We start from the raw sequence: 25,049 nt of genomic DNA, 5'->3' as shown, positions 1-25,049 counted from the left end.
ATAGAATTAAATTCGATTTTGATTCTATGATTTATTTTCTATCTTTGCCGAAATCTGGTGAGCCATAAAAAGCGCTTAAAAGGGAATCCGGTGAAAATCCGGAACAGACCCGCTGCTGTAAGCTCCACTAAACAAGTTTTTGAAGATTATATCCACTGTTTTTTAATGGGAAGGATTTCAAAAATGGAGTAAGTCAGAAGACCTGCCAGAAGATTTAACGTTTGACGCTTTCGTGGAATAAAGCTTAGGACATCATTGATTTTGTGTGGTTTACGACTGCGCTTAGTCGTTGTATTCTTATATCCATTAGCGTCATCATTATTCTAAATGAGCTAATGGTGACAACATTTTTTACATCTCAACTTCAGAAGGTTGTTTTCGCAGTTTTTGTGTTAACGGCTACTCTTATATTTTCACAGACTAAAAAAGATACGGTAGAACAGTCCATTGTTTCTGTTAATATCAGGAAGAAAAATATAAAAGAAATTCTTCCGGCCCAGGTTTTATCGGGTGCAGAGCTGGAAAGGCTCAATAGTCAGAATGTGGCTGATGCGCTGAGGTATTTTTCCGGGGTTCAGATTAAAGATTACGGAGGTGTCGGAGGGTTAAAAACCATTGATATCCGGAGTATGGGAAGTCAGCATGTCGGTGTTTTTTATGACGGAATTCAGATTGGAAATGCTCAGAATGGAGTCGTGGATCTGGGGAGATATTCTTTGGATGATATTGAGGAGATTTCTCTTTACAATGGACAAAAAAGTGAAATTTTTCAACCTGCAAAGGATTTTGGATCTTCAGGTTCTATCTATTTGCAGCCAAAATCTCCAAGCTTTAAAGGAAACAGAAAAACCAATCTTGTTGTAAGATTAAAAAACAGTTCGATCGATTTATTTGATCCTTCTTTTCGTTTGGAGCAGAAGATTTCCGATAAAATTTCGGCAAGTTTCAGTTCAGAGTTTATGCAAAGTGACGGCGTATATAAATTTCGTTACAAGAAAAAATATCCTGATGGAGAAGTGGCATATGATACAATTGCCAAAAGATTCGATTCGGATATTAAATCCAAAAGATTTGAAACAAGCCTGAATGGAATTGTCAATAACGGAAGCTGGAACATCAGGGGATATGGTTATTTTTCAGACCGTGGAATTCCTGCAGCGATTGTAAATTCCCGTTTTGACGGAAGAGGGCAGCGTCAGACAGACGAAAACCTTTTTGTACAGGCGAATTTCAGGAAAAAAATATTTCCAAAATTAGAAACTCAGTTTAAAGCCAAGTTTGCTTACGATTATACTCATTATATTGATACAGTCTCGTCCATAAAAATTCAGAATCAGTATATTCAAAGAGAACTGTTTGTATCTTCCTCCAACTTATATTCCATCACTCCGAATTGGGATGTAAGTACAAGTGTAGATTTTCAATATAATAATCTGGATGCAGACTTGGTTAATTTTTCGTTTCCAACGCGTTACAGTACCTGGACGGCTTTTGCAACAACTTATCAGTGGAAAAGATTCAAGTTTTTAGGAAGTGTTCTGGGAACTTTTATTCATGAGGAGGTTGAGAAAAATGCAAAATCTCCGGATATGACAGAGTGGACGCCCTCATTATTTGTAAGCTATCAGCCTTTTGCAGCCAAAGATTTTACACTAAGAGCTTTCTATAAAAGAATTTTCAGGATGCCGACTTTCAATGATCTGTATTATACAAATATCGGAAATACATTTTTACAGCCGGAATTTACGAATCAATATAATTTGGGATTTACGTATCAGAAAACTTTTTCGAAATCGGCTCTTCAGAGAATTTATGCTAAAGTAGACGGCTATTTCAACAGAGTGGAAGATAAAATCATAGCAGCCCCGAATGGAAGTATGTTCCGGTGGATGATGGTGAATCTCGGAGATGTTGATATCATTGGTACGGATGTTAATTTGCAGGCAGATGTCGTTCTCGGAAATGTAAAACTGAGACCGTTAATCAATTTTACGTATCAGAGAGCAAGGGATTATTCGGACAAATCAGAAACCTATTACGGAGATCAGATTCCTTATGCCCCTTGGTATAGTGGAGGTTTTTCAATGATGGCAGACTACAAAGACTGGGGTTTTAATTACAGCTTTATCTATGTAGGAGAGCGCTACGACGGACAGCAGAATAATATTCAGTATAATTATGTTCAGCCTTGGTATACCCATGATTTATCAATTCAGAAAAAATTCAACTGGCATTCACATGAGTTTAAAGCCAGTTTTGAAGTCAACAATATTTTAAATCAATATTATGATGTGGTGCTGAATTATCCGATGCCGGGAAGAACATTCAGACTCATTGTAAGTTTTACATTATGAAAAAATTAAATATCTGCTTTTTCGTTTTTGTACTCACTTTTTTGGTTTCCTGCCGTACCGATGATATTATCGTCCGCCCGGAAGTTGAAGAGGGGCTAGCACAACCGGAAAATACGGCTATCAAAGGATTTTACCTTTTGAATGAAGGGAATATGGGAAGTAATAAATGTACTTTGGATTTCTTTGATTATACGACAGGAACTTATCACCGGAATATTTATGCGGACATTAATCCTAATGTGGTAAAGGAGCTGGGAGATGTGGGAAATGATATTCAGATCTATGGAAATAAGCTGTATGCCGTCATTAATGTATCCAACAAAATTGAAGTGATGGATGCTAAAACGGCTAAAAGAATTAAAAGCATTACCGTGGAAAACTGCAGGTACATGACTTTCAAAGACGGTAAGGCTTATGCTTCAAGTTATGCAGGTCCGGTTTCTTTAGATCCTAATGCGCCGCTTGGAAAAGTGGTAGAAATTGATACTGCTTCGTTGACTGTTCAAAGAGAAGTGGTCGTCGGGTATCAGCCTGAAGAAATACAGATTGTGGGAAATCAACTTTTTGTGGCCAATTCCGGAGGTTATAAATTCCCGAATTATGACCGGACCGTTTCTGTGGTTGACCTTACCACTTTTAAGGAAACAAAAAAAATAGATGTTGCTATAAATCTTCACCGGCTCAAAAAAGATAATTACGGAGATCTGTATGTAACCTCAAGAGGAGATTATTATACAGTTCCTTCCAGTTTATTCTTAATAGATGCGGCAACAGGAACCGTTAAAAAAGACTTCCATGTTTCGGTAAGCGAAATGACGATCGTGAATGACAAACTCTATTATTACGGGAATGAATTTAATTATAATACCCATACCTACAAAAAATCTTTTGGGATCATTGATGTGAAAACTGAGGAAATAATTTCCAATAAAATTATTGATCAGGAATATGTGGATGCTATAAAAACTCCTTACGGAATTGCTGTGAACCCAATCTCTGAAGACATCTATATTACTGATGCCCGAAATTATGTATCCACGGGTTTTGTGTATTGTTTTAATAAAAACGGACACTTTAAATGGAAAACTGAAGGCGGAAATATCCCTGCCCATTTCACTTTTTTGTATAAATAAACTGAATTTGAAAAATGGAAAGAAATACTTTTAAATTATTAAGAACTGCTTTTTTCTCCCTTACTGTACTTACAGTTATCGGATGTAAAAGCGACAGAGAAGATGAAGATAATTCAAACTTTACGGGCTTGGAAGAATCTTATACTATTGACCGTTTCAAAGTTCTGAATATCAACCCAAAAGTTGGAGGAACTTTTACCTGGAGCATTAATGATTCTATTATTTCTCAAAATTCTGAACTGGATTTTATCAGTCCTGTTGTGAAAACCTATCCTTTAACATTAAAGATAGAAAGCAGCGGAAGTGTAAAAACATACAATTCAAAAATAATTGTAAACCACGAAGCCGGAAATTACAGTAAATATATTTCTGATGTTTTCGATTATCGTCCGGCAGTAGGGCAGTTTATCAATGAAATTCCAGAATATATCGCAGGAAATACATTCAATGATATGCTTCAGAAAGCTAAAGCATCTTTAGTCGGTGGAAATTCTACAATGATCACGCTTGGAGGGTATGGCGGCTATGTAACGTTTGGTTTCGACCATACGATACCGGATATGAATGGTAAAGATTTTAAAATTCTCGGAAATGCCTTTTGGGGAAATGATGCCAGCCAACCTCGCTCGGGATCTTGCGAGCCTGGAATTATCATGGTGGCATACGATAGAAATAAAAACGGGAAGCCCGATGAAGACGAATGGTACGAAATCGCAGGAAGTGAATATTTTAAAAATACAACAGTAAAAAACTATAGCATCACATACTTCAAACCCAATGAAAACAAGATTCCCGTTCCGGGAAATGAGTTTTGGCAGACGGATACTGAGTATATCAAATGGGAGGATAATTTAGGGAATATAGGATTTAAAACAAAAAACACCTTCCATGTGCAAAGCTATTATCCTTTGTGGCTTTCAGATAACTCGTACAGTTTTTCCGGAACAAAACTTCAGAACAATTTTTATGATCAGAGCGGAACGGGATCTTATTGGGTAGGGAAGTCTTATGATTTCGGGTATGCTGATAATGCACCGAATAATGATGAAGCATCCAATATTGACATCTCCTGGGCTGTCGATAAAAACGGAAAATATGTAAAGCTTCCGGGAATTGATTTTGTAAAAGTATATACAGGAACTAATCAGGAAGCAGGATGGCTGGGTGAAGTTTCTACCGAAGTAGCCGGAGCATATGATTTACATCTTAATTAAAATTTAACAAGACAATATTTTTAAAATCAATAAAAAATGAAAAAGTTTTATCTTTTAATGACTTTTTTTCTGTTTGCATTTTTTGCGAATGCTCAGATAAAAGTACAGGGCGTGCCCCGAAATGATATTCAGCTGAATTCTGCCAATAAGAATGCAACAACAATTAATTTCTCCGATATCCAGTATTGGGTGGGTACAGGAACGAATGAGGCTGCTTTTGTCGTTCAGTGGAATGACAGCAAAAATCCGGATGCTCTAGTGTGGGGATTCAGATGGAATGGTACGGCAACGGGTGAAGATATGTTAAAAGCTATTGCAAAAGCAGATCATAGATTTTTCTCTTTGCTGTATCAGGGAACACAGTTCGGAACGGCAATCGGAGGGCTTGGTTTTGATCTAAACGGAGCAAATACAAATGCGCTTTATAAAAGTGGTAATGTTACCTATCCTTATTATCCTGTTGATGGAATTGTCAATACAACAGCTTATGACTTTGATGCCTACACAGCTGCGGATACAAATGATCACTGGCAGTCGGGATGGACAACCAATGGATACTGGTCTTACTGGGTAAAAGATCCTACAGACCCGGATTTTGGATATTCAGGAGTGGGAGCGTCTACCCGTGCTTTGGAAAACGGATCTTGGGATGTTTGGAACTTTAATGCAGGTTTCACAGATTTCCCTATTTCTTCAACGATGACGGCAGTTTCACCTTATGTTACATCAACGAATTTTACCAATGGCTATTTTATGGTGAATGAAGAATGGTTCGGACATACCAACGGATCTGTAAACTTCATTGATAGTAATGGAAATGTAAATTACAGAGTGTACAGCAATGCCAACAATAATCAGGCTTTTGGAGCTACGACTCAGTACGGAACGATTTACGGAGATAAGTTTTATTTTATCTCAAAGCAGGCTGCTGATGGAGGAGATACGCAGTATACTCCTGGTGGAAGACTGGTTATCGCAAATGCACAAACCATGCAGAAGATTGCAGGATTCAATAATATAGGAGGTGGAGACGGTAGATCTTTCGTAGGAGTGAATGAACACAAAGGATATATCGGAGCTTCTAACGGGGTTTATATTTTTGATATTGATAATTTACAGGTTGGAAACTTAATCCCTACAACTGGTGGTGGTAGTCAGTATGCCGGACAGATCGGAAATATGATCCGTACCCAACAATATGTTTTTGCAGTAAAACAAACGGCCGGAATCTTGGTAATAGATCCGGGTACAGATACTGTTGTGACTACAATTGCGGGAGCTTTTCATTCAATTGTTCAGGCTAAAGACGGAAGCATTTGGGCTATTCAGGATCAGAAAATTGTGAATATTAATCCAACGACTTTTGCAAAAACAGAATATGCAATCCCGACCACAAAATATTTGGGTTCATGGGGAGCATGGAACGCCGGAAGCTTAACAGCCAGCAGCCAGCAGAATGCTTTATACTGGATCAATTCTATCAACAGTTTTTCTTCAGGAACACAGATTGTAAAATTTGATGTGACAACTAAGACTTTTAACGAAAGTTTTGCTGCTATTCCAGGGCAAACAGGAACGTACAAACAGATTCCTTATGGAGCAGGATTAAGAGTAAATCCATCTACCGACGAATTAATTTTAAATACAACAGAAAGCGGATACGGAGCTCATTACCAGAAAAACTGGATCCATACTTTTAATAATGTGGGTGTTCTGACGAATACTAAAATATTGAATGACTATTACTGGTTCCCTGCACTGGCGGTATTCCCTGACAACAGTGCACCTGTGGTAAGTAATACTTTCCCTTCTCAGGTGAACGTGGGTAGTGCAACATCAATTGACCTTAAAACGATTGTTTCAGATGCAGATAATTTATCTGCCGCGATTCTTAAATCCGTAAAGTCTAATTCTAATCCTGCTGTAGTTACTGCATCCATTAATGCTAACGAAGAATTGGTGCTGACTCCTATGGCAAACGGGACTTCCAATATTGTAGTTAGTTTTAACTCAAACGGAAAAGTGGTGGAGAAAACTCTTATTGTTAATGCTACTGCTTCTGTGTTGGCAACTGCTGAGGTTAAGAAGTTGGAATTCAGTATTTATCCTAATCCGGTTACAGATATTTTATATATTAAAACTCAGGAAAAAGTAGGAAATGTGTCTCTATACGACGTTTCAGGGAAATTAATCAACGTTCAGTATAATAATGGACAAATTAATGTAAGTGCACTTCCAAAAGGAATGTATATCTTACGAGCTACTACTGATAAGGCTGTGTATCAGCAGAAATTAATCAAAAATTAATTGAAACTCATTCCTTAATAATTAGATATTAAATCGAAACCCTTTACCGTAAAAAGTAAAGGGTTTTTTATATTTAAACTAAAAGCGAATGTCCGGTATTCTACATGAAGTAGGGGATATTTTAACTTAATATAAACCTCTGAGTTTCTTCCGGAATCATTATTTCTTATTTCCTTTAATATTGGGAAGTAAAGCCGTAATAATACCCATTAACGGCAAAAATGCACAGATTTTAAAGACATATTCAATACTGGTATCATCAGCTACGGCTCCTAAAACGGCTGAACCGATTCCTCCCATTCCAAACATAAAACCGAAGAATAATCCGGCTACCAAACCTATTTTATCAGGCATAAGATCTGTTGCATATACCAGGATGGCAGAAAATGCGGACGCGATGATTAAGCCTATAATTACAGCAAATACAATCGTCCATACCAATGAGAGATAGGGAAGGCAAAGGGTGAACGGTGCGGCTCCCAAAATGGAAATCCAGATTATTTTTTTTCTTCCGTATTTATCACCCAGCTTTCCTCCCAGGATTGTTCCTGCAGCTACTGCAGCAAGAAACATGAATAAATATAACTGAGAATCCTGTACAGAAACATGAAATTTGTCAATAAGGAAAAACGTAAAATAATTCGTCATAGATGCCAGATAGATGTATTTTGAAAACACAAGGGCCAACAAAATCGTGATGGAAAATAAAACTTTTTTTCGCGACAATTGAATGTTTACTATCAGATCTTTATGCTTTGCTGTTTTTTTGATGGATAATCTTTCAGCATACCAGTTGCCAATTCTCCATAAAACAATAATCCCGATAAAAGCGGCAATCGCAAATAACCCTACATATCCCTGTCCCAATGGAAGAACGATGAGGGCGACCAATAAAGGACCTATTGCACTTCCGGAATTTCCTCCAACCTGAAAAATAGATTGTGCCAGTCCTTTCTGACCTCCGGAAGCCATTTGTGCTACTCTTGAAGCTTCGGGATGAAAAACTGAAGATCCCATTCCTATTAATCCTACTGCTACAAGTATTACATAATACTGATGGGCTGCTGCCAGAAGGAGTAAACCGGCCATTGATAAAGCCATTCCTATGGCTAAAGATCGCGGGTTTGGCTTTTTATCGGTATAAATACCAACAAAAGGCTGTAAGATAGATGCGGTAAGCTGAAATACCAGTGTGATAATTCCAATCTGAGCAAACGATAAACTGAATTCACCTTTCAGGATAGGATACAAAGAAGGAATAGTAGATTGGATCAGATCATTCAGAAAATGTGAAAAACTGATCATAAATAAAATAGGATAAACAATTTTTGTGGTATCAATTGCTTTTACCTCTGTATTTTCCATAGAATAATGTTTTAATTCATCATGTCATCTGATGAATTTGATTAAATTTTTATCTTAATATACTCTATCAACAATCTGTTGTGCTATAAATTCAGCTTTTTCTGAATTTTTATCTGCTATTGACTGATAGAGTTCAGTATGTATTTTTTGAGAGATTTTAAAAGGCTCTGTATTGTTGTTATGACTGCTTACAAAAGATCTGAGAATGTGTTGGCTGGCAATGATAAAGATTTCTTTTAAAAGAGTATTACCACAGGCTTCGGCAATAGCCACATGAAAATTTATATCAGCTTCATAGCATTCTGTAGCTTTATCTTCCTCAGCTAGTTTATTCCTGAGATCTAAATGCATTTTTATATTTATTAGATCTTCTTCGGTACGGTAAATAGCTGCTTTGGCGGCAATTTTTGCATCTAAAAGTGATCTCACTTCAAATACATCTTCAATTTGCGCCTTATCCATCTGAGATTCTAAAGATTCCTGGGCATTTTTTGAAACGACAAAAGTCCCTACACCCTGCTGAACATTTAGTATTCCTTTAATTGATAAAATTTTTATAGCTTCACGGATGCTTGAGCGACCGACACCATACATCTGCATCAATTCGGGTTCGATAGGTAGTTTTGTGCCTACAGCGAATTCGTCATTGAATATACCCTCAGTTAATCTCTCTGCTACTTCCTGTGCTAATGTTCTTCTTTGAATCTGCATTTTAATTAAACATCATATCATCTGATGAATTGCAAAGGTATAACATTTTCCGCGTTAATTCATAAAAATAATAAACAAAAAAAAGAGACTTTAATTTTAAAGTCTCTTTGTAGCCCGTAGGGGAATCGAACCCCTCTTACCAGAATGAAAATCTGAGGTCCTAACCGATAGACGAACGGGCCATCTACCAAACTGTAAATAAATTACAGGGTTAGTATTTTGTTTTTATAAGTATCAACTCTTACCTTAAACACTCGGTTAGTAGTGATTAAGTTTTGTAGCCCGTAGGGGAATCGAACCCCTCTTACCAGAATGAAAATCTGAGGTCCTAACCGATAGACGAACGGGCCAACTATACTTATTAAGCTAGTTTGTTAACGTGCTTAGTTAATTTGCTTTTTAAGTTAGCCGCTTTGTTTTTGTGGATAATGTTTTTCTTAGCTAATTTATCCAACAAAGAGATAACCTTTGGCAACTGCTCAGCAGCTGCAGCTTTGTTTTCTTCATTTCTTAATACTTTCAAAGCTGTTCTTGCAGTCTTGTGATAGTATCTGTTACGAACTCTTCTAACTTCGTTCTGTCTGATTCTTTTTAGTGCTGATTTATGATTTGCCATATCGTTCAAATGTGAGTGCAAAAGTATAAACTATTTTTTTAACTACCAAATCTTTTTTTAAGATTTTTTAATTTTCTTCAGATAGGTATTTTCTTAGTTTATCTATCGCCTGTTCTATTTTTAAATTTTCGTCTTCTCTTTCTATTTTTTTGATAGTGTTTTCCAACATTATCATCGCGTTGTTCCATTCCCCAGTGGTATTGGTGAAGGTGAGTTCGTCAATCGATACTTCAAAAGCTACCCTTTCTCCCGTCCTGTAAAGTCTGAAACTTATTTTATCATCTCTGCCTGATATCCCATCTTCATTGATTTTTAAATCGTAACTTTTTGGGTTAGAGTGGATTTTCTTAAAAAGCAATTTAGCTTCTTGTATTTTTAAATCCGGCATGATATGAATTTTTGCTTATCACGAGATGAATTGTATAAATTCATTTCCTTCTAAGCGGCTGCAAAGTTAATAATTTTTTCTAACCAACAAAATCTTAAATGTAATTTTCCAGATAATTGTTTTTAAATAACTGAGATACAATATAATTATTTTTTCTGAAAAATTAAAGATAAAACTTGAAGATAAATTTTTTAGCATAAAAAAATAAAAATTGAAAAGCTCCTGAATATGGCGTTTTTTAAATGGATGTCTAGTATCAGGATTGAATTGAGATTTTTACAGACTTTTTTGCAGATATTTTTATAATTTATAAGCAAGAAACTTAAATGCCCAAAGATGTTTTTTTTAACTGAGATTTCCAGTTGCCTAAAATTCTATAAGTAGTAAGGAATAAAAGGGAATGAGTATTTTCTATTTGTATAAGAGGGAAGGTTTTGATTTAAGTTCATCAATCTGAACTGCAGATAATGATAAAGTAAAGCTAAGCTTATGTTAAAAATAAAAAGCTCCTTGAAAAAGGAGCTTTTATACAATTTTTGGTAGCCTATAGGAGAATCGAACTCCTGTTGCAAGGATGAAAACCTTGAGTCCTAACCACTAGACGAATAGGCCAAATTTTGAGGTTGCAAAAGTAATGATTAACTTTTTAACTTCAAAATATTTTTTTTTATTACTTATATACTTTTTGAATGATAGTATTCTTAATTCCTTTAGATTCAATGTCTTTTTGAGCTTTTACAGCCTCCTCTAAAGTGTAAAATTTTCCATAGGTATAATAGAATACTCCGCTTTCTTTGTTTCTCTCAACATCTTTTAGGGTCTGCATGATGAAAGAATTTCCATTAAGTTTATCGCCCACATACAGCTCAATAGTATAGTATCCGGCACTTAATTTCTGATTTGGCATAAAGCCTACGGCGTAAGCATTTCTAAACCCTGCGTCTTTAGCTGTTTTAATATTGATATCTCTCACTGAAGCCAGATTGGTAACTCCGTAATAGTATTTATACTGCCCGTTTTCTTTAATAGGAAGAATATAGTTTAGTCCTTTCAAGGAAGGGTCGCCTTCGTTATATTTTGTTGGAGAACTTAATAATAAAATTCTGAAATCATTTTTAAGAGCAATTTCTGCTAATTTATCCGGTTCAGGTTTTTTGGTAACTACAGGACCTCCAGACTTTCTGTCGATTGCTTTTTTGTAATCAATAATGGCATTATAGATACTTTCTGCAATTTCTGTCTGACCTTTATCAGATGCCAGATAGTGACTTTCTTCCGGATGGTTGATAAATCCGGTCTCGATCAATACCGATGGCATCGCATTCATACGAAGAACGTGTAGGTTTTTCTGAAATACCCCTCTTGAGAATCTTTTATCTTTATTCACAAAATTATCCTCTACCAATCCTCCTAAAAGAAGACTGGACTCAAGATATTTGCTTTGCTGAAGCTTAAGCGCAATTAAAGATTCCGGAGAACTGGCATCATAAGAACCAAACGTCTGTTTATCTTTTTCATCGAGAAAGATCACGTCGTTTTCTCTTTTTGCCACCTCAAGATTGGTGTCATTCTGATCAGGTCCCTGTACATAAGTTTCTGTTCCGTAGGCTGTATTTCTCACGGCCGAGTTACAGTGAATAGATACAAAAAGATCTGCTTTACTTCTGTTGGCAAGATTCGTTCTGTCAGAAAGCGAAGGATATTCGTCAATTTTTCGGGTATAAATGACTTTAAAGTCTTTATTTTTTTCGAGCATTGCTCCTACTTTCAATGTTATGGCAAGCGTAACATCCTTTTCTGCCACTCTTCCGATGTCAGAGTAATTTCTGTTAGCTCCATGATCACTTCCCCCGTGTCCGGCGTCTAAAACCAGTGTAAATTTCTTTTGAGAAAAAATAAAATTACTTGAGACAATTAGGAGAAATGATAAAATTATTTTAAAATTTAGTTTGTGCATCTTACAGTTTTAAAAATTATACTAATTTTGAGCCTTAATTGTATACAATAAATATAATAAAAAATTGGCCAAAACCGTCTTCAAAAATATATTACAAATTTTAATTATCCTAATTTTTAACAATTTTTTAGCACAAAAAACTCCTGAAAAATTGCCTAAAAATGCGGTTAATGATACTATTTCCAAAAAGGATACCATTGTAATAAAAAAGGAACCGTTAGAAGATATTCTTCAGACAAAAGCGGACAATATCCGTAGAGATTTCCCGAAAAAAATGATTTATCTGAACAAAAATGCTCAGGTAAAGTACCAGGATATGCAGATTGATGCAGATTATATTTCCATTGATGAACAAAAAAATCTGATGTTCGCCCGTGGAAAACAGGATTCTTTAGGGAAGACTATCGAACCTGTAGTGACCACTCAGGCAGGGAAGAAATATGAAACCGACCATTTTCAGTATAATACCAAAACAAGACAGGCCATTGCTTTTAATGCCAGAACGGAAGAAAGTGAAGGGGTTATTGTGGCTCAGAAAACAAAAAAATACAATGATTCTGTGTTTGCGATGAGAAATGCGCTCTACACGACGGATGAATATTTTATCAAGAAGAAAGATACGGCAGCCGATTATCATATGCTGGCTTCAAATATTAAATTAATTAAAACTAAAAATAAATCTCAGATCATTACCGGTCCTATCCAGCTGTATATTGAAAGAGTTCCGACTCCTTTGATTATGCCGTTTGCGATTTTACCTTTCTCAGATAAAAGATCAGCCGGTATTTTGATCCCAAGTTTTGGAGAAAGACAGGATGTAGGATTCTTCTTAAACGGGATAGGGTATTATCAGCCGATTGGGGAGCATTTTGACCTTAAGGTTCTTGCCGATATTTATACCAAAGGAAGCTGGAACTTAAGACCTGAGATGAATTATGTTAAAAAATACAGGTATTCAGGGAACTTTTCTGCAGATATCGGAACGATGGTTCGTGGGATCAAAGGTTTAGATGATTATAACAGAAACAGCACCTACAGAATTGCATGGAGACATACTCAGGATACAAAAGCTAATCCTTTCCTTAACTTCACAGCATCTGTAGATATTGTAAGTACCAAGTTCTATAATAATACACTGAATAATAATTACATTCTGAATCAGAATGTATTGAATACACAACAAAATTCAACGGTTACCGTTACAAAAAGATTCCTGAAACTGCCAATGACAATTACAGGAACTGCTTCTTATTCTCAAAACTTTGCGACAGGAAATTCTGATCTTCGTTTGCCTCAAATGAACGTGGCGATTAACCAGTTTTATTTATTCAAATCTAAAACAGGAGTTAGATCAGGGTTACTGGAAAATATTACGGTAAACACAGGTATTAATATAACCAACTATGTACAGACAGAAGAAGGTGAGCTTTTCAAAAAAGAAATGTGGGACAAATTACAGACTGGACTTAAAAATAATATTGCTTTAGGAACCAATACTACGGTAGCAAAGTATTTTACATTCAGTTTGGGAGCTAACATCGATAATGCTCTGACTACAAAAACCCTAAGAAAATTTTACGACCCGGTAAAAAATGTCGTGGTTAATGAAACAGAGAAAGGCATTACCGGATATTCTTATTTTTCAACAACAGCAAGTCTTCAGACAACACTTTATGGAATGATGAAGTTTAAAAAAGGTTCGGCGGTTGAAGCGATCAGACATATGATGACTCCGAGTATCGGATTTACCTATTCACCTGATTTTGGAGGTTCCGGATTTGGATATTATAAAAACTATTATGATGCCAACGGAGCTTTAACGCCTTATTCAATATTTGACGGTGGTATTGTAGGAACTCCTACAAGTGGAATGGTAGGAGCTTTAAATTTTAATGTTGGAAACAATATTGAAATGAAAGTAAAGTCTAAAAGTGATTCTACGGGGGTGAAAAAAGTAAAGATCTTCGAATCACTGAATCTTTCAGGAAACTATAATTTTGCTGCAAAAGATCACCCTTGGTCTATTATTACGATCAACGGACAGTCGTCATTCTTTAATAATAAATTAAGTGTCAATACAAGTTTGTCTTTGGATCCTTATAAAATCATTTATATTCCGGGACAGGATACGGGAATCAGAACAGAGGATTTCGGAAGTTTCAGTGTCCAGGGGTTCAATGTACAGATGTCTTATCCTTTAAGCAGTGAGATTTTCGGTAAAAAAGAAGACTATGCTAAAAAGTATGATACCAAAGGGGAAATCAGAAATGAAAATTATTATTTTGATGCTGATAATTATGCTCACTTTGATCAGGCATGGACATTAAATATCAATGCCAACTATGCTTATACAAAGAGTACAGCATCCAGAACTCCGACAAGACTGGCGTCAGTAGGATTAGACGGAAGTCTTAAGCTTACTCCTTACTGGAATATCAACGGGAGTACCCATTATGATATGGTGACTAAAGAATTGGCGTATACAAGAATTGGTTTTTCAAGAGATCAGCGAAGTTTTACCATCAATTTCAACTGGGTTCCTTTCGGGCAGTATAAAGTCTATGATTTCTTTATCGGTATCAAAGCCAATATCTTAAGTGATGCGCTGAAGTATAAAGACAGAAGTTTTACACAACCAAACGCACCTTTCTAACATTGAATTGAAATTTGACAATATAAATTTTATATTTGCACCCAAAATAAATTCTAATGAAATCACTGGTAATGAATTTTTATGATCATAAAATACAGCATCTGGTGATTACATATGATCTTATAGAAAAATAAATATCCACATATGAAACAAATAATCAACACAGTGAATGCTCCTGCAGCAATCGGACCTTATTCTCAAGCAAACATGGCAAACGGTGTATTGTACATCTCTGGTCAGATCCCTGTAGATCCTGCAACTGGTAAATTGGTAGAAGGAATTGAAAAGGAAACCCATCAGGTAATGAAAAATCTTGAGGCGATTCTTACTGAAGCAGGAATGACTTTTAAAAATGTTGTAAAAGCTACGATCTTTCTTAAAAGTATGGATGATTTTGCGGTAATGAATGATATTTATGCATCTTATCTTGATGCTGAAAGCTATCCCGCTCGTGAAACGGTACAGGTTTCTTGCCTGCCTAAAAATGTTGACATCGAAATTTCTATGATCGCACACCAGGATTAATGAATTTTCTAAGAAATACAATTGCGGTTATTGTAGGGCTCGCTATTGCAGGGCTTATTATTACTCTTGGTATAAGAGTGTTTCCGCAATGGGTTACTTTCGAAGCTTTTGCTCCCTTTGAGCATTGGCAAAGATTCCTTTTCAGCATGAAGGATAATGGAGCTTTCTTTGGATTCCTGTTGTTTATTTCCGGATTAGGAACTACAATTGGAGGAGTGGCAACAGCAATTATTGTAAAGTATGCTAAAGTTGCTTATGCGATCCTTATTGGCTTTATTATGCTTTTTATAGCAATGCTGGATGTTATTATTTTTCCTTATCATCCTACATTTTATAAGATTTCTATTTTCCTGACTTTCTTTCCTTTTTCATGGATCGGAGGTAAGATTGTAGAGATTATTTATGAACGGAAAAAGAAGAAAAATATCACGGATAAAATGAATCAATCTAAATAAAAAAAACGCTGCAAAATCTTTGCAGCGTTTTTTGTTGATATGAAGAAATGTTTAGTTTTAATGATTAAGGCATTTTAAATCCTTTAGTGTAGATTCTTCCATATTCATCTACGAATTTTACCTGTACGTTTCCTGAATATTTATCCAGTATCTTTTCCACATCTTTTTGCGAATTCACTGGCTTACCGTTGATTTCAATGACGATATAGTTATCTACAACTCCTATTTTAGCCATTTCGCTGCCTTCAGAAACATTTTTAGCAACGACACCACTATTCAAGCCATAATCTGTTTTAAATCTGTCACTTAACGGTTCAAAATCTGCACCAATTTTTTCACCTACACTAAGATCTGCTTTCGTTCTTGTAGAGGTTCCTCCTTTCTGGTCTTTTAAAGTAACTGTAGTTGTGTTTTCTTTACCATTTCTCAGGTAAGTCACTGCAACCTTATCTCCCGGACGTTTGCTTCCGATTGCGATCGATAAATCTGCAAAATCTGTTACAGGAGTAGCGTCAATTTTAGTGATAATATCTCCCTTGCTTAAGCCTGCATCCTGAGCACCACTGCTGTCTCCGAATCCTGTAATATAAACTCCTGAACCGGATTTAATATTAGTTTTAAACTGTTTGTTATAAGCGGCTATTTGCTGATCATCAGAAAGGTCAACAGATGTTACCCCTAAGAACCCTCTCTGTACAATACCGAATTTCTTGATGTCTTCTACAATTTTTCTGGCCAGGTTAGCAGGAACGGCAAATCCGTACCCCTGATAATATCCCGTAGTCGATTGAATCGCAGAATTGATACCGATAAGATCTCCATTGGTATTGACAAGTGCACCTCCCGAGTTTCCAGGGTTAATAGCGGCATCCGTCTGAATAAAACTTTCAATTGGGTTCGCAGCTTTTCCCTGTGCACCCAAGATTCCGATTCCTCTTCCTTTAGCAGAAATAATACCTGCTGTTACAGTGGAGTTTAATCCAAGCGGGTTTCCTACTGCCAATGCCCATTGTCCTACTTCAATATTGTCTGAATTGGCAAAATTTAAATAAGGAAGACCTTTTTCTTCAATCTTTAATAATGAAATATCCGTATTCGGGTCAGTTCCCACCAATGTTGCGATATAAGATTTTTTATTGCTTAATACAACTTCCAGCTTACTGGCTCCGGCTACCACGTGGTTGTTTGAGATGATATAACCATCCGGAGAGATGATTACTCCCGATCCCATACCAGAAGGCATATTGTCCGGTGCCTGCTGTTGTTTGGGTCTTTGCTGATTTCTTCCGCCACCCCCAAAAGGATCTCCGAAAAAGAAATCAAATAAATCCTGCTCAGAAGCTCTGCCGCCGCTTGAAGCTCTGTTTTGATAGTTCTTAATTGTTACTACAGCCGGAACTGTTGTTTTCGCTGCTTTTACGAAATCATCTCCCACTGCTGCAGAATTCATTCCTGCAAAAGAAACATTGGATGATTTTGTAAAATAAGACTGGTCTCCGTTATTGGAGGTATGATCGAAATATTGTAATGCTCCAACGGTAGTAGCTCCTGACATAACGCCTACTACTGCAAATGGTAATAGTTTTTTTAAAGTACTCTTCATTGTATATCTTTCTTTGTTATTTATTATGTTTTAATTTTCGTTTTACTGTAAACAAATTTAATGCTAAATAGGTATGCACTTAGTATGCAATGTTTCAATTTTAACTAAAATTTAACAGGCATAGCGATAAATCATGTATTTTGTCATAATTGTTAAAATATCAATTAACTAAACTTAAAAAATTATTAAAAGCTATATGACAATTTGTAAGATACTGGATGAACTGTTAAGTTAAATTATAATTTTTAACTGACAAAAAGTATGCAATAGTAAAATATTAGTCAAAAATTTATGTCATAAGGTTATTCTTTAGGGTTAATTGGAAAATTATTATCTTTGCAAAAATATTTTTCTCACTTAAAACGTTTATAGCATGCAACTGTATAACACCTTAAGCGCAGAAGAAAGAGCTCAACTTATTGATGAAGCCGGTAAGGAACGCCTTACATTGTCTTTCTATGCGTATGCCAAAATTGAAGATCCCAAAAAATTTCGCGACGATTTATTTATAGCCTGGAATGCTCTTGATGCATTGGGACGTATCTATGTTGCTCATGAAGGAATTAATGCTCAGATGAGTGTACCCGCGGACAATTTTGAAGCATTTCGCGATACGCTGGAAGTTTACGACTTTATGCAGGGAATCCGATTAAATGTAGCAGTTGAGCAGGACAATCACTCTTTTTTGAAATTAACGATAAAAGTAAGGCATAAAATTGTTGCTGACGGTCTGAACGACGAAACTTTTGATGTTACAAATAAAGGAATCCACCTTAAAGCTCAGGAATTCAATAATATGCTTGACGATCCGAATACGATTGTAGTGGATTTTAGAAATCATTACGAAAGTGAAGTCGGTCATTTTGAAGGTGCGATTACTCCTGATGTTGAAAATTTCAGAGAAAGTTTGCCGATCATCAACGAACAGTTACAGGATTTTAAAGAAGATAAAAATCTTTTGATGTATTGTACAGGTGGGATTCGTTGTGAAAAGGCGAGTGCTTACTTCAAACATCAGGGGTTCAAAAATGTCTTCCAGCTGGAAGGCGGAATTATTGAATATACCCGTCAGATTAAAGAAGAAAATATTGAAAGTAAATTTATCGGAAAAAATTTCGTATTCGACCACCGTTTAGGAGAGAGAATTACAGATGATATTATTTCACAGTGTCACCAGTGCGGAAAACCCTGCGATAATCATACAAATTGTGCAAATGATGCCTGTCATCTATTGTTTATTCAATGTGATGAGTGTAAAGCAACAATGGAAAATACCTGTTCTACAGAATGTCTTGAAACGATACATCTTCCTTGGGAAGAGCAGGTTGCATTAAGAAAAGGATTGCAGGTTGGAAATAAGGTTTTCAGAAAAGGTAAATCTGATGCTTTGAAATTTAAAAATTCAGGGGATTTATCAACTCAGCCTTTAGCAAAAGCAATAGTAAAACCGGAAACAAAAGATATTCGTCAGAAAATAAAAGTTAAAAAGACTTTGATCGGAAAGGCAGAGCATTATTATTCAAAATCGAAAATTGCACAGTTTTTAATTGAAAATAAAGAGCTTTCAATTGGAGATAAAGTGTTAATTTCAGGTCCTACAACAGGTGAGCAGGAAGTTACAATTACTCAGATTCATGCTAATGGGGGGCCTTGTGAAACAGCGAAAGTTGGAGATCAGATCACTTTTGAGCTTCCATTCAGAGTTCGTTTGTCGGATAAGCTGTACAAAATAATACAACCTTCGGAAAACGCATAATAGTATGCTGAAAGCTGAGCTTAGAAAAAAATATATGCAAAAACGAAAAGCCTTGTCAACTGATGAGGCTTTCTTGTTATCTGAAAATGTTTTTAAAAATTTTGTTGATTATTTTAAACCAATCCCCGGACAGAAAGTACATATTTTTATTCCGATTGAAAAGTTTAAAGAGATTGATACAAAAATATTTATTGATTATTTCTTAAGTAGGAATATTCGTGTTTTTGTGCCTAAAATTATAGATACTCAGTTAATTTCTGTGGAAATTTCTAAGATTACAGAATTTGAAACAAGCCAATGGGGGATTTCTGAACCTGTTTCTAATGAGGATTCTGAAGTTCTTGATTTTGATTATGTGATCACTCCCTTGCTTTATTGTGATCCCAAAGGAAATAGAGTAGGCTATGGGAAGGGATTTTATGATGGTTTCTTTGAAAGTGTTTCTGAAAATTCAAAAAAAATCGGAGTTAATTATTTTAACCCCGATGAAAATATCGATGATGTCTGGGAAAATGACATTCCTTTAGACTATTTGTTGACTCCTAATCGTGTACTGTCTTTTTTTAATGGCTTGGAATAAAAATCAAGGAAATAAAATTTAAATTCCTTTTTAAACTTTATCGGCGCCGATACTAAAATATATTGTGCATTTTTCTCGAAGATGCCTAAAGATTTATTTTTATTGTCAAAATATTCTACACTGAATTTTGCGAAGTCTAAAGTGTCCTGTTGATAAACGTCCTTGTATACCTCAAGGCTGTTCACTTTGGCCGTTTTTACTTTCATGCTATCCATTTCCTTAAATAATCTCTTAAATGTCAGGCTGTCAGGCTTATGGAAGTATCCTTTCATTTGAGAATAGATAACGGTATCAATCTCAGTATTCCTGTTTCCCGACAAATAGAGTGTCGATAAATCCAGAAGTTCCTGTACTTTTTGTTTGGTGATAAAATTAATAACCTGCGCGCTGTCCATTTGTACTGCAGGATATGTTTTGTTGGTGTTGTTGCTGTTTCTTAATTTGTCAAGATCACTAGGTTCAGTTTTTTTGTTGTTGCAGGCAACAAAAGCCAGCATCAATAGGGTAAAAATTAAAAAATTATTTATTCTTTTCATCGTTACTAGCAATTTTAAATTTAATGGATACTATTTTTCCTTTATCTTTTTTCATTTCTATCACGCTGAGATTTTTCAGAGAGGTAGTAGGGGTTGTTACTAAAGTGATATATTTTTGTTTGTCTAAAGTCTCTATCCCAAAGGTTGCATTGTCATATACCTGATAAATAGTAGCATCATTACTGATTAAATTTTCAAGCTGTTTTCTTTTTTGCTTAATTAGTGCAATTTGTTCCTCAGGATTTCCGCCCTTAACATCTTTTACGGAGAAATAATTAACAGCCATTTTATAATCATCCGGCTTTAATTCTATTATTTCTTCATCCGGCGCATTTTCTAGGCTTCTGTTTACTTCCAAGTACTCATAAAAAGGAGCACGGATTTTCATTTTGAGGACTTTATCTTTCGTTGAGTAATAAAAACATTCTCCAGGTTTCACCCGATAGGTTATGGGAGATTCATTTTCTTTAATCACCTGGATTTCTAATGTGTTGATAACAGTTGTTCCTCTGTCAGCATCTCTGAAACAATATTTATACGTTTGAGAGAAAATTTCATCTTTAAATCCTAAAAGGCCGGTTGTTATAATTAAAACCGAAGTAATAATTGCCCAGGCATTCTTTTTGAAGAAATTTTTCTTTGGCTTTAAAATTTCTGTTTCTGAATTTTGAGCAACTTCTTGTTTTTGGTTAATTGTTTGATTTTCAGTTGTCGATTTTTGTAAATTAGCACTTTCCTGAGTGCTTAAGTCTTCTATTGGGGTAGGATTTTCAGTTTTTGGAAGCTCAGGAGAGTTTGAAACCGTTTTTTCCAATTCCTGGAGATCTTCTGTACTCAGATTTTCATCGTCCTGTAAAAGTTCTCCTGCAAAAAGATGTTGTTTTTTAAATTCATACCATGAATCGTATCCCGCATAAATACTCAATAAATTGAGCATGTCAATTCTTGGTAATTTGGTTACAGGTGAATTCTTAAAGTAGGTATAAAATGATTTTTCACTAATGTTTCCTTTAGCTTTTTTACGAAGATCTTCCTGAAAGTATATGATATCTATACCCTTCCATTTTGAAATATCATCATGGGAAGGGGTATATTCTTCTAAATATTGAGCCTGGACATCCTTTTTTAGCTGCTCAAAATGTAATAGATCTAAATCTGTCAATTTTTAAAATATAATTAAATTATTGATTTTCAGTATTGTTTATTTGTAAAACTATTTTACAAAGGTATTACAATTATTTTTCCAAAACAAATTTTCTATCTGCTCTACCTTTGTCTTGTTCAAATAACAGAACAGAAGAAAATTTTATAAAACAATATTAACAAAATTAAATTTAATTTATTATGAAAAAGTCATTATTCGTAGCTGCTATCGCTGCAATCTCTCTAGTTGCTTGTAAAAAAGGAGAAACTACTACTACTGAAGGTGGTGTTGATTCAGCTGCTGCTGCTACAACTGATTCAGCTTCTACTGTAGTTGATTCTGCTGCTAAAGTTGTTGATTCTGCTGCTACTACTGCTGTAGGTGCTACTAAAGATGCTGCTGCTGCTACAACTGCTGCTGGTGCTGATGCTGCTAAAGGAGCTGCTGCTGGTGCTGCTGACGCTGCTAAAGGTGCTGCTGATGCTGCTAAAGGAGCTGCTGATGCTGCTAAAGACGCAACTAAAGAAGCTGCTAAGAAATAATTTTAGCTTACGCTTTAAAAATAAAAGAACCGTTTCACCCAGTGAGACGGTTTTTTTATGTCTTATATTTCATGAATAATTAGTAATAATTGTATCCAACAACTATTAATCAAGAATCATCAATCAAAATTATCCCTTTTTCTGTTTTAGGGCTTCATAACAGGTGATAGCAACGGCATTGCTTAAATTAAGAGAATCAATGCTTCCTGACATTGGAATAAGTGTGTTTTTGCCTTTTCCTATCCAAAAGTTACTTAAACCGGAGTGCTCAGTTCCAAATAAGACGGCAGATCTTTGTGTGAAATCTCTTTTGTAGAGATCTGCTGAAGTCTCATCCATAATCGTTGTGTAGATATTGAAATTGTTTTTCTGTAAAAAATCTAAAGTTTGATCATTTTCTGCCTGAAAAACCTCCATTCCAAATAAGCAGCCAACACTTGAGCGGATAACATTCGGGTTGTAGAAATCTGTTTTTCCATCAGAGACAATAAGAGCATCAATTCCAAAAGCTTCACAGCTTCTAAGAATAGCCCCCAAATTTCCAGGTTTTTCAACCCCCTCAACAATAATTACTGTAGAATTTTCCTTAGGTTTAAAAGCATCAAGATCAGTTTCTTTTGTTTTGTATACTCCGATGATGCCTTCAGAAGTTCCGCGGTAAGCTATTTTTTCATATACTTTATCGCTTACGTAATGTACTTTGAGCTTAGGAAGTTCTCCTTTAAATATATTTTCACAAATATAAAATTCTATGGGCTCGAAATGATAAGTTTGGGCTCTTTCGTTTTCCTGTTGACCCTCCACAACAAAAACTCCGGATTTTTTTCTAAATCGATTATCGGTAAGGAGTTTCGTGATATTTTTTATTTTATCGTTCTGAAAACTTTCTATTAACATGCTGCAAAATTATGGAAAATTCAACTTTAATATATAAAAAAGATGCAGCATCATTTTGAAACTGCATCTTTTGATTTTTTATAATAGCTTATTCATTGGAAAGATCTGGTGAAATCTGAGAATTATCAATCAGACTTTGTGGAAGGTCTTTTTTGTTTTTAATACCTAATTCTTTCATTTTTTGAGCTTGTTTAATTATGTTGTCTCTTCCTGTATATAGTTGTCCATATGCGTCATTGTATACGTTTTTTGCTTGATCTAGGTTTTTTCCAATTTTTTCTAAATTTTCTACAAATCCCACAAATTTGTCGTATAACCTAGCTCCTTTTTCTGCAATCTCCATCGAGTTTCTATTCTGATGTTCTCGTTTCCACAGGTCGGCAATCAGTTTTAAAGAAGTAATGAGGTTACTTGGATTTAACAGCAAGATGCGTCGCTCATAAGCATAGTTCCATAGGTTTTGGTCGGCCTGCATTGCGGCGATATAAGCAGGTTCACTGGGGATAAACATCATGACGAAATCCAAAGATTTACCATAGTCGTCATAAGCTTTTTGGCTTAATTGCGTAATATGGTTTTTTATAGAAGACAAATGTTGGTTAAGCTTCATTAAATAAACATCCTGATCTGTTTCATCCACCAATTCTGTAAAAGCGGTTAAAGAGACTTTAGAGTCTATAATGACATTTCTTTCGTCCGGATATTTTATAACGGCATCGGGACGCATTTTTTTTCCTGAAAATTCTGAGAATAGAGCTTTATTATCTTCGTCACGGAGTTCATGTTCAAGAAAATATTCTCTGCCTTTTGCCAGTCCGGATTTCTCCAAAATGCTTTCGAGGATCATTTCACCCCAGTTTCCCTGGGTTTTACTTTCTCCTTTTAATGCTCTTGTTAATTTTTTAGCATCTTCAGAAATCTGCTGATTGAGTTCGGCCAGTTCTTTTACTTTTTCGGCGAGTGAAAAGCGCTCTTTATTTTCCTTTTCGTAGGCTTCATTCACGCGATTTTTCAATTCTGTGATTCTTTCCTGAAAAGGTTCAAGGATTGTTTTTAAGTTATTTTGATTTAAAGTAGTAAATTTTTCCGTTTTTTCTTCTAAAATTTTATTCGCCAGATTTTCGAATTGAAGTTTAGATTCATCCTGAATTTTCGTAATTTCTTCTTTCTGAGTTTCTAAAGATTTCTGTAAACTTTCATTAATCGCAGAAAGCTCAGAATTCTTTGCGAAGATATTTTGTTTCTCTGTTAAAAGATTTTCAATCTGAGAGGTTTGTCTTGAATTAATTTGTTTTTGTTCTAAAAATTGAGAATTTAAAGAAGAATATTCTGCTGATATTTTTGCAAATTCATTCTTTAAATCATTTAACAAATCAGTTTGTTGAATGTTGAATTCTTTTTCTTTATTAATATTCTGATTAAGCTCCTGAATTTTGATATTTGAATTTTGTAAATCAGAGTTGTTTTTAATGTGTAAATTATTCAATTCATCATAAGAGCTTCTTGAAACCGTTGATGATTTCAATGCAAAATATAGAATAACCGCTCCAAGAATTCCTCCTGTAATAAATCCGATAATTAAATATGTCATCTCCATTTTTCAAAATTACAAAAAGGGAAGTGGATTCCTTTTATGGGAAACCGTAAAATTTTTACCAAAACTTTCACCACTTTTTATCTTCTGTTTCTCGTTTTTGTATAAATCCAACGGGTTGAAATTCATTTTCCTGAGTTTCTACTAATTTAAAAAGAAGAGAATCACCTTTATTTACGTCAAGTTTTTGAAATGGTTGCACAAGTAAAGTGCCAAGTCCTGCTTCTTTTTCAGCATCAAAATATTCTACTCTTACCCAAACATTTTCTGTTTTAAATTTGCCTGTTTCATCTATAAGAAATACAGCGATGTCATCCGGAAAGCCTTTCGCACTGAACTTTTGATAAGTTTCATGTATTCTGAACTTTTTAAGATCAGATCTTTCGTAGTATTGAATATATTCTGGAAACTCAATGTTTAAATATTTTAGAACATTAAGATTGGCAATTTCAAAGTACATGCCGATGAAATGTTCATATCTCAAAAAAACTCTTGATTTATCTGCTATAAAATCTTTGGTGATGATAAATTCACCGTCGTTTTCTTCTAATAATTTGAATATATCAAAAGTAATTCCTTGTTCGTGGTCAATATAACTGTACCCGATGAGATGAGATCCTTCGTAACCTTTTAATAAAGAGGAAAGTATGGGGTGTTGGTTGAAATCTCTGATAATATAAAATTGATTCCAAAAAGTTGAGGAAGATTTTGCCATTCGC

21 protein-coding genes, 3 tRNA genes and 1 riboswitch are annotated in these 25,049 nt (G+C 35.1%); of the genes, 10 read left to right on the top strand and 14 right to left on the bottom strand.

The features are described 5' to 3' along the window. The first annotated feature begins 38 nt into the window (after nt 1-38). Nucleotides 39-225: riboswitch (cobalamin riboswitch) on the top strand. A 110-nt stretch (nt 226-335) separates the two neighbouring features. From M2373_RS12130 to M2373_RS12115, 4 genes are read left to right on the top strand one after another with little or no spacing between them, the layout of a single operon-like run. Further along, a complete protein-coding gene (locus tag M2373_RS12130; RefSeq protein ID WP_259111003.1) occupies nt 336-2,354 on the top strand; it encodes a TonB-dependent siderophore receptor in 2,019 nt (672 codons plus the stop codon). Beyond that, nucleotides 2,351-3,487, top strand: coding sequence for a YncE family protein (locus M2373_RS12125; RefSeq protein WP_259111001.1), 1,137 nt, complete (start codon nt 2,351-2,353; stop codon nt 3,485-3,487). Before M2373_RS12130 ends, M2373_RS12125 begins: the two co-directional genes overlap by 4 nt. A 14-nt stretch (nt 3,488-3,501) precedes the next feature. Then, a complete protein-coding gene (locus M2373_RS12120; protein WP_259110999.1) occupies nt 3,502-4,701 on the top strand; it encodes a cell surface protein in 1,200 nt (399 codons plus the stop codon). 36 nt (nt 4,702-4,737) lie between these two features. After that, complete coding sequence (locus M2373_RS12115) at nt 4,738-7,008, top strand: DUF5074 domain-containing protein (RefSeq protein ID WP_259110997.1); 2,271 nt, start codon at nt 4,738-4,740, stop codon at nt 7,006-7,008. Between the two features lie 159 nt (nt 7,009-7,167). Here M2373_RS12115 and M2373_RS12110 read toward each other — a convergent pair whose 3' ends face one another. The 8 genes from M2373_RS12110 to M2373_RS12075 all read right to left on the bottom strand — a co-directional run bounded on the left by M2373_RS12110 (nt 7,168) and on the right by M2373_RS12075 (nt 12,045). Next, entirely contained in the window at nt 7,168-8,373 is a 1,206-nt protein-coding gene (locus M2373_RS12110) for an MFS transporter (RefSeq protein ID WP_259110994.1), read from the bottom strand. Between the two features lie 54 nt (nt 8,374-8,427). After that, nucleotides 8,428-9,084: a FadR/GntR family transcriptional regulator gene (locus M2373_RS12105; protein WP_259110991.1), complete on the bottom strand. Its 657-nt coding sequence runs from the start codon at nt 9,082-9,084 to the stop codon at nt 8,428-8,430. Nucleotides 9,085-9,194: 110 nt separating this feature from the next. Then, nucleotides 9,195-9,266: transfer RNA gene (locus tag M2373_RS12100), tRNA-Glu, on the bottom strand. Between the two features lie 96 nt (nt 9,267-9,362). After that, nucleotides 9,363-9,434: transfer RNA gene (locus tag M2373_RS12095), tRNA-Glu, on the bottom strand. 11 nt (nt 9,435-9,445) lie between these two features. Further along, a complete protein-coding gene (rpsT, locus tag M2373_RS12090) occupies nt 9,446-9,700 on the bottom strand; it encodes a 30S ribosomal protein S20 (RefSeq protein ID WP_259110989.1) in 255 nt (84 codons plus the stop codon). 67 nt (nt 9,701-9,767) lie between these two features. Next, nucleotides 9,768-10,088, bottom strand: coding sequence for a hypothetical protein (locus M2373_RS12085; protein WP_259110987.1), 321 nt, complete (start codon nt 10,086-10,088; stop codon nt 9,768-9,770). Nucleotides 10,089-10,625: 537 nt separating this feature from the next. Next, nucleotides 10,626-10,700: transfer RNA gene (locus tag M2373_RS12080), tRNA-Glu, on the bottom strand. Nucleotides 10,701-10,758: 58 nt separating this feature from the next. Beyond that, a complete protein-coding gene (locus M2373_RS12075) occupies nt 10,759-12,045 on the bottom strand; it encodes an N-acetylmuramoyl-L-alanine amidase (protein ID WP_259110985.1) in 1,287 nt (428 codons plus the stop codon). A gap of 64 nt (nt 12,046-12,109) precedes the next feature. Here M2373_RS12075 and M2373_RS12070 point away from each other — a divergent pair, with 64 nt between their 5' ends. The 3 genes from M2373_RS12070 (at nt 12,110) to M2373_RS12060 (ending at nt 15,678) form a co-directional block, all read left to right on the top strand. Continuing rightward, the gene (locus M2373_RS12070) at nt 12,110-14,698 is read left to right on the top strand and encodes a putative LPS assembly protein LptD (protein ID WP_259110982.1); all 2,589 of its coding nucleotides are present in this window, start codon (nt 12,110-12,112) and stop codon (nt 14,696-14,698) included. A 144-nt stretch (nt 14,699-14,842) separates the two neighbouring features. After that, nucleotides 14,843-15,223, top strand: coding sequence for a RidA family protein (locus M2373_RS12065; RefSeq protein ID WP_045491236.1), 381 nt, complete (start codon nt 14,843-14,845; stop codon nt 15,221-15,223). Beyond that, nucleotides 15,223-15,678 (top strand): hypothetical protein, encoded by a 456-nt coding sequence (locus M2373_RS12060; RefSeq protein ID WP_259110978.1) that lies wholly within the window; start codon nt 15,223-15,225, stop codon nt 15,676-15,678. Before M2373_RS12065 ends, M2373_RS12060 begins: the two co-directional genes overlap by 1 nt. Nucleotides 15,679-15,742: 64 nt before the next feature. Here the strand turns inward: M2373_RS12060 and M2373_RS12055 are convergent, their stop codons facing one another. After that, the gene (locus tag M2373_RS12055; protein WP_259110976.1) at nt 15,743-17,281 is read right to left on the bottom strand and encodes a trypsin-like peptidase domain-containing protein; all 1,539 of its coding nucleotides are present in this window, start codon (nt 17,279-17,281) and stop codon (nt 15,743-15,745) included. Nucleotides 17,282-17,654: 373 nt separating this feature from the next. Between M2373_RS12055 and M2373_RS12050 the strand changes: the two genes are divergently transcribed. Then, nucleotides 17,655-19,037: a rhodanese-related sulfurtransferase gene (locus tag M2373_RS12050; RefSeq protein WP_259110973.1), complete on the top strand. Its 1,383-nt coding sequence runs from the start codon at nt 17,655-17,657 to the stop codon at nt 19,035-19,037. Nucleotides 19,038-19,041: 4 nt separating this feature from the next. Beyond that, nucleotides 19,042-19,617, top strand: coding sequence for a 5-formyltetrahydrofolate cyclo-ligase (locus tag M2373_RS12045; protein ID WP_259110971.1), 576 nt, complete (start codon nt 19,042-19,044; stop codon nt 19,615-19,617). Here the strand turns inward: M2373_RS12045 and M2373_RS12040 are convergent. Then, nucleotides 19,566-20,153 carry a hypothetical protein gene (locus tag M2373_RS12040; protein WP_259110970.1) on the bottom strand — a complete coding sequence of 196 codons (588 nt, stop codon included), beginning with the start codon at nt 20,151-20,153 and terminating at the stop codon, nt 19,566-19,568. The two genes, M2373_RS12045 and M2373_RS12040, sit on opposite strands and share 52 nt — an antisense overlap. Beyond that, nucleotides 20,137-21,315 carry a hypothetical protein gene (locus M2373_RS12035; RefSeq protein ID WP_259110968.1) on the bottom strand — a complete coding sequence of 393 codons (1,179 nt, stop codon included), beginning with the start codon at nt 21,313-21,315 and terminating at the stop codon, nt 20,137-20,139. The genes M2373_RS12040 and M2373_RS12035 overlap by 17 nt, the downstream gene beginning before the upstream one ends. Before the next feature lie 182 nt (nt 21,316-21,497). On the opposite strand from M2373_RS12035, the gene M2373_RS12030 reads away from it, so the two are divergent. Beyond that, nucleotides 21,498-21,839, top strand: a complete 342-nt coding sequence (locus M2373_RS12030; protein ID WP_259110965.1) for a hypothetical protein — start codon at nt 21,498-21,500, stop codon at nt 21,837-21,839. A gap of 129 nt (nt 21,840-21,968) precedes the next feature. On the opposite strand, the gene M2373_RS12025 is transcribed toward M2373_RS12030, so the two are convergent. From M2373_RS12025 to M2373_RS12015, 3 genes are all read right to left on the bottom strand, one after another. Beyond that, a complete protein-coding gene (locus M2373_RS12025; protein WP_259110963.1) occupies nt 21,969-22,736 on the bottom strand; it encodes an RNA methyltransferase in 768 nt (255 codons plus the stop codon). 88 nt (nt 22,737-22,824) lie between these two features. After that, the gene (gene rmuC, locus M2373_RS12020; protein ID WP_409013201.1) at nt 22,825-24,333 is read right to left on the bottom strand and encodes a DNA recombination protein RmuC; all 1,509 of its coding nucleotides are present in this window, start codon (nt 24,331-24,333) and stop codon (nt 22,825-22,827) included. Nucleotides 24,334-24,400: 67 nt separating this feature from the next. Beyond that, entirely contained in the window at nt 24,401-25,045 is a 645-nt protein-coding gene (locus M2373_RS12015) for a hypothetical protein (protein WP_259110961.1), read from the bottom strand. Nucleotides 25,046-25,049 lie beyond the last annotated feature (4 nt).

The sequence above is a fragment of the Chryseobacterium sp. JUb7 genome (assembly GCF_024806495.1).
GTDB lineage: Bacteria > Bacteroidota > Bacteroidia > Flavobacteriales > Weeksellaceae > Chryseobacterium.
Note: the sequence above shows the minus strand (reverse complement) of the source record. Positions and strands in the feature narration are given on the sequence as shown.

Bases quoted from the DNA above. Each gene is read 5' to 3' on its own strand.
- M2373_RS12120 (WP_259110999.1), top strand. From the start codon at position 3,502: ATGGAAAGAAATACTTTTAAATTATTAAGAACTGCTTTTTTCTCCCTT.
- M2373_RS12065 (WP_045491236.1), top strand. From the start codon at position 14,843: ATGAAACAAATAATCAACACAGTGAATGCTCCTGCAGCAATCGGACCT.
- M2373_RS12105 (WP_259110991.1), bottom strand. From the start codon at position 9,084: ATGCAGATTCAAAGAAGAACATTAGCACAGGAAGTAGCAGAGAGATTA.
- M2373_RS12050 (WP_259110973.1), top strand. From the start codon at position 17,655: ATGCAACTGTATAACACCTTAAGCGCAGAAGAAAGAGCTCAACTTATT.
- M2373_RS12130 (WP_259111003.1), top strand. From the start codon at position 336: ATGGTGACAACATTTTTTACATCTCAACTTCAGAAGGTTGTTTTCGCA.
- rmuC (WP_409013201.1), bottom strand. From the start codon at position 24,333: ATGGAGATGACATATTTAATTATCGGATTTATTACAGGAGGAATTCTT.
- M2373_RS12015 (WP_259110961.1), bottom strand. From the start codon at position 25,045: ATGGCAAAATCTTCCTCAACTTTTTGGAATCAATTTTATATTATCAGA.
- M2373_RS12085 (WP_259110987.1), bottom strand. From the start codon at position 10,088: ATGCCGGATTTAAAAATACAAGAAGCTAAATTGCTTTTTAAGAAAATC.
- M2373_RS12045 (WP_259110971.1), top strand. From the start codon at position 19,042: ATGCTGAAAGCTGAGCTTAGAAAAAAATATATGCAAAAACGAAAAGCC.
- rpsT (WP_259110989.1), bottom strand. From the start codon at position 9,700: ATGGCAAATCATAAATCAGCACTAAAAAGAATCAGACAGAACGAAGTT.
- M2373_RS12060 (WP_259110978.1), top strand. From the start codon at position 15,223: ATGAATTTTCTAAGAAATACAATTGCGGTTATTGTAGGGCTCGCTATT.
- M2373_RS12110 (WP_259110994.1), bottom strand. From the start codon at position 8,373: ATGGAAAATACAGAGGTAAAAGCAATTGATACCACAAAAATTGTTTAT.
- M2373_RS12055 (WP_259110976.1), bottom strand. From the start codon at position 17,281: ATGAAGAGTACTTTAAAAAAACTATTACCATTTGCAGTAGTAGGCGTT.
- M2373_RS12075 (WP_259110985.1), bottom strand. From the start codon at position 12,045: ATGCACAAACTAAATTTTAAAATAATTTTATCATTTCTCCTAATTGTC.
- M2373_RS12025 (WP_259110963.1), bottom strand. From the start codon at position 22,736: ATGTTAATAGAAAGTTTTCAGAACGATAAAATAAAAAATATCACGAAA.
- M2373_RS12115 (WP_259110997.1), top strand. From the start codon at position 4,738: ATGAAAAAGTTTTATCTTTTAATGACTTTTTTTCTGTTTGCATTTTTT.
- M2373_RS12030 (WP_259110965.1), top strand. From the start codon at position 21,498: ATGAAAAAGTCATTATTCGTAGCTGCTATCGCTGCAATCTCTCTAGTT.
- M2373_RS12125 (WP_259111001.1), top strand. From the start codon at position 2,351: ATGAAAAAATTAAATATCTGCTTTTTCGTTTTTGTACTCACTTTTTTG.
- M2373_RS12040 (WP_259110970.1), bottom strand. From the start codon at position 20,153: ATGAAAAGAATAAATAATTTTTTAATTTTTACCCTATTGATGCTGGCT.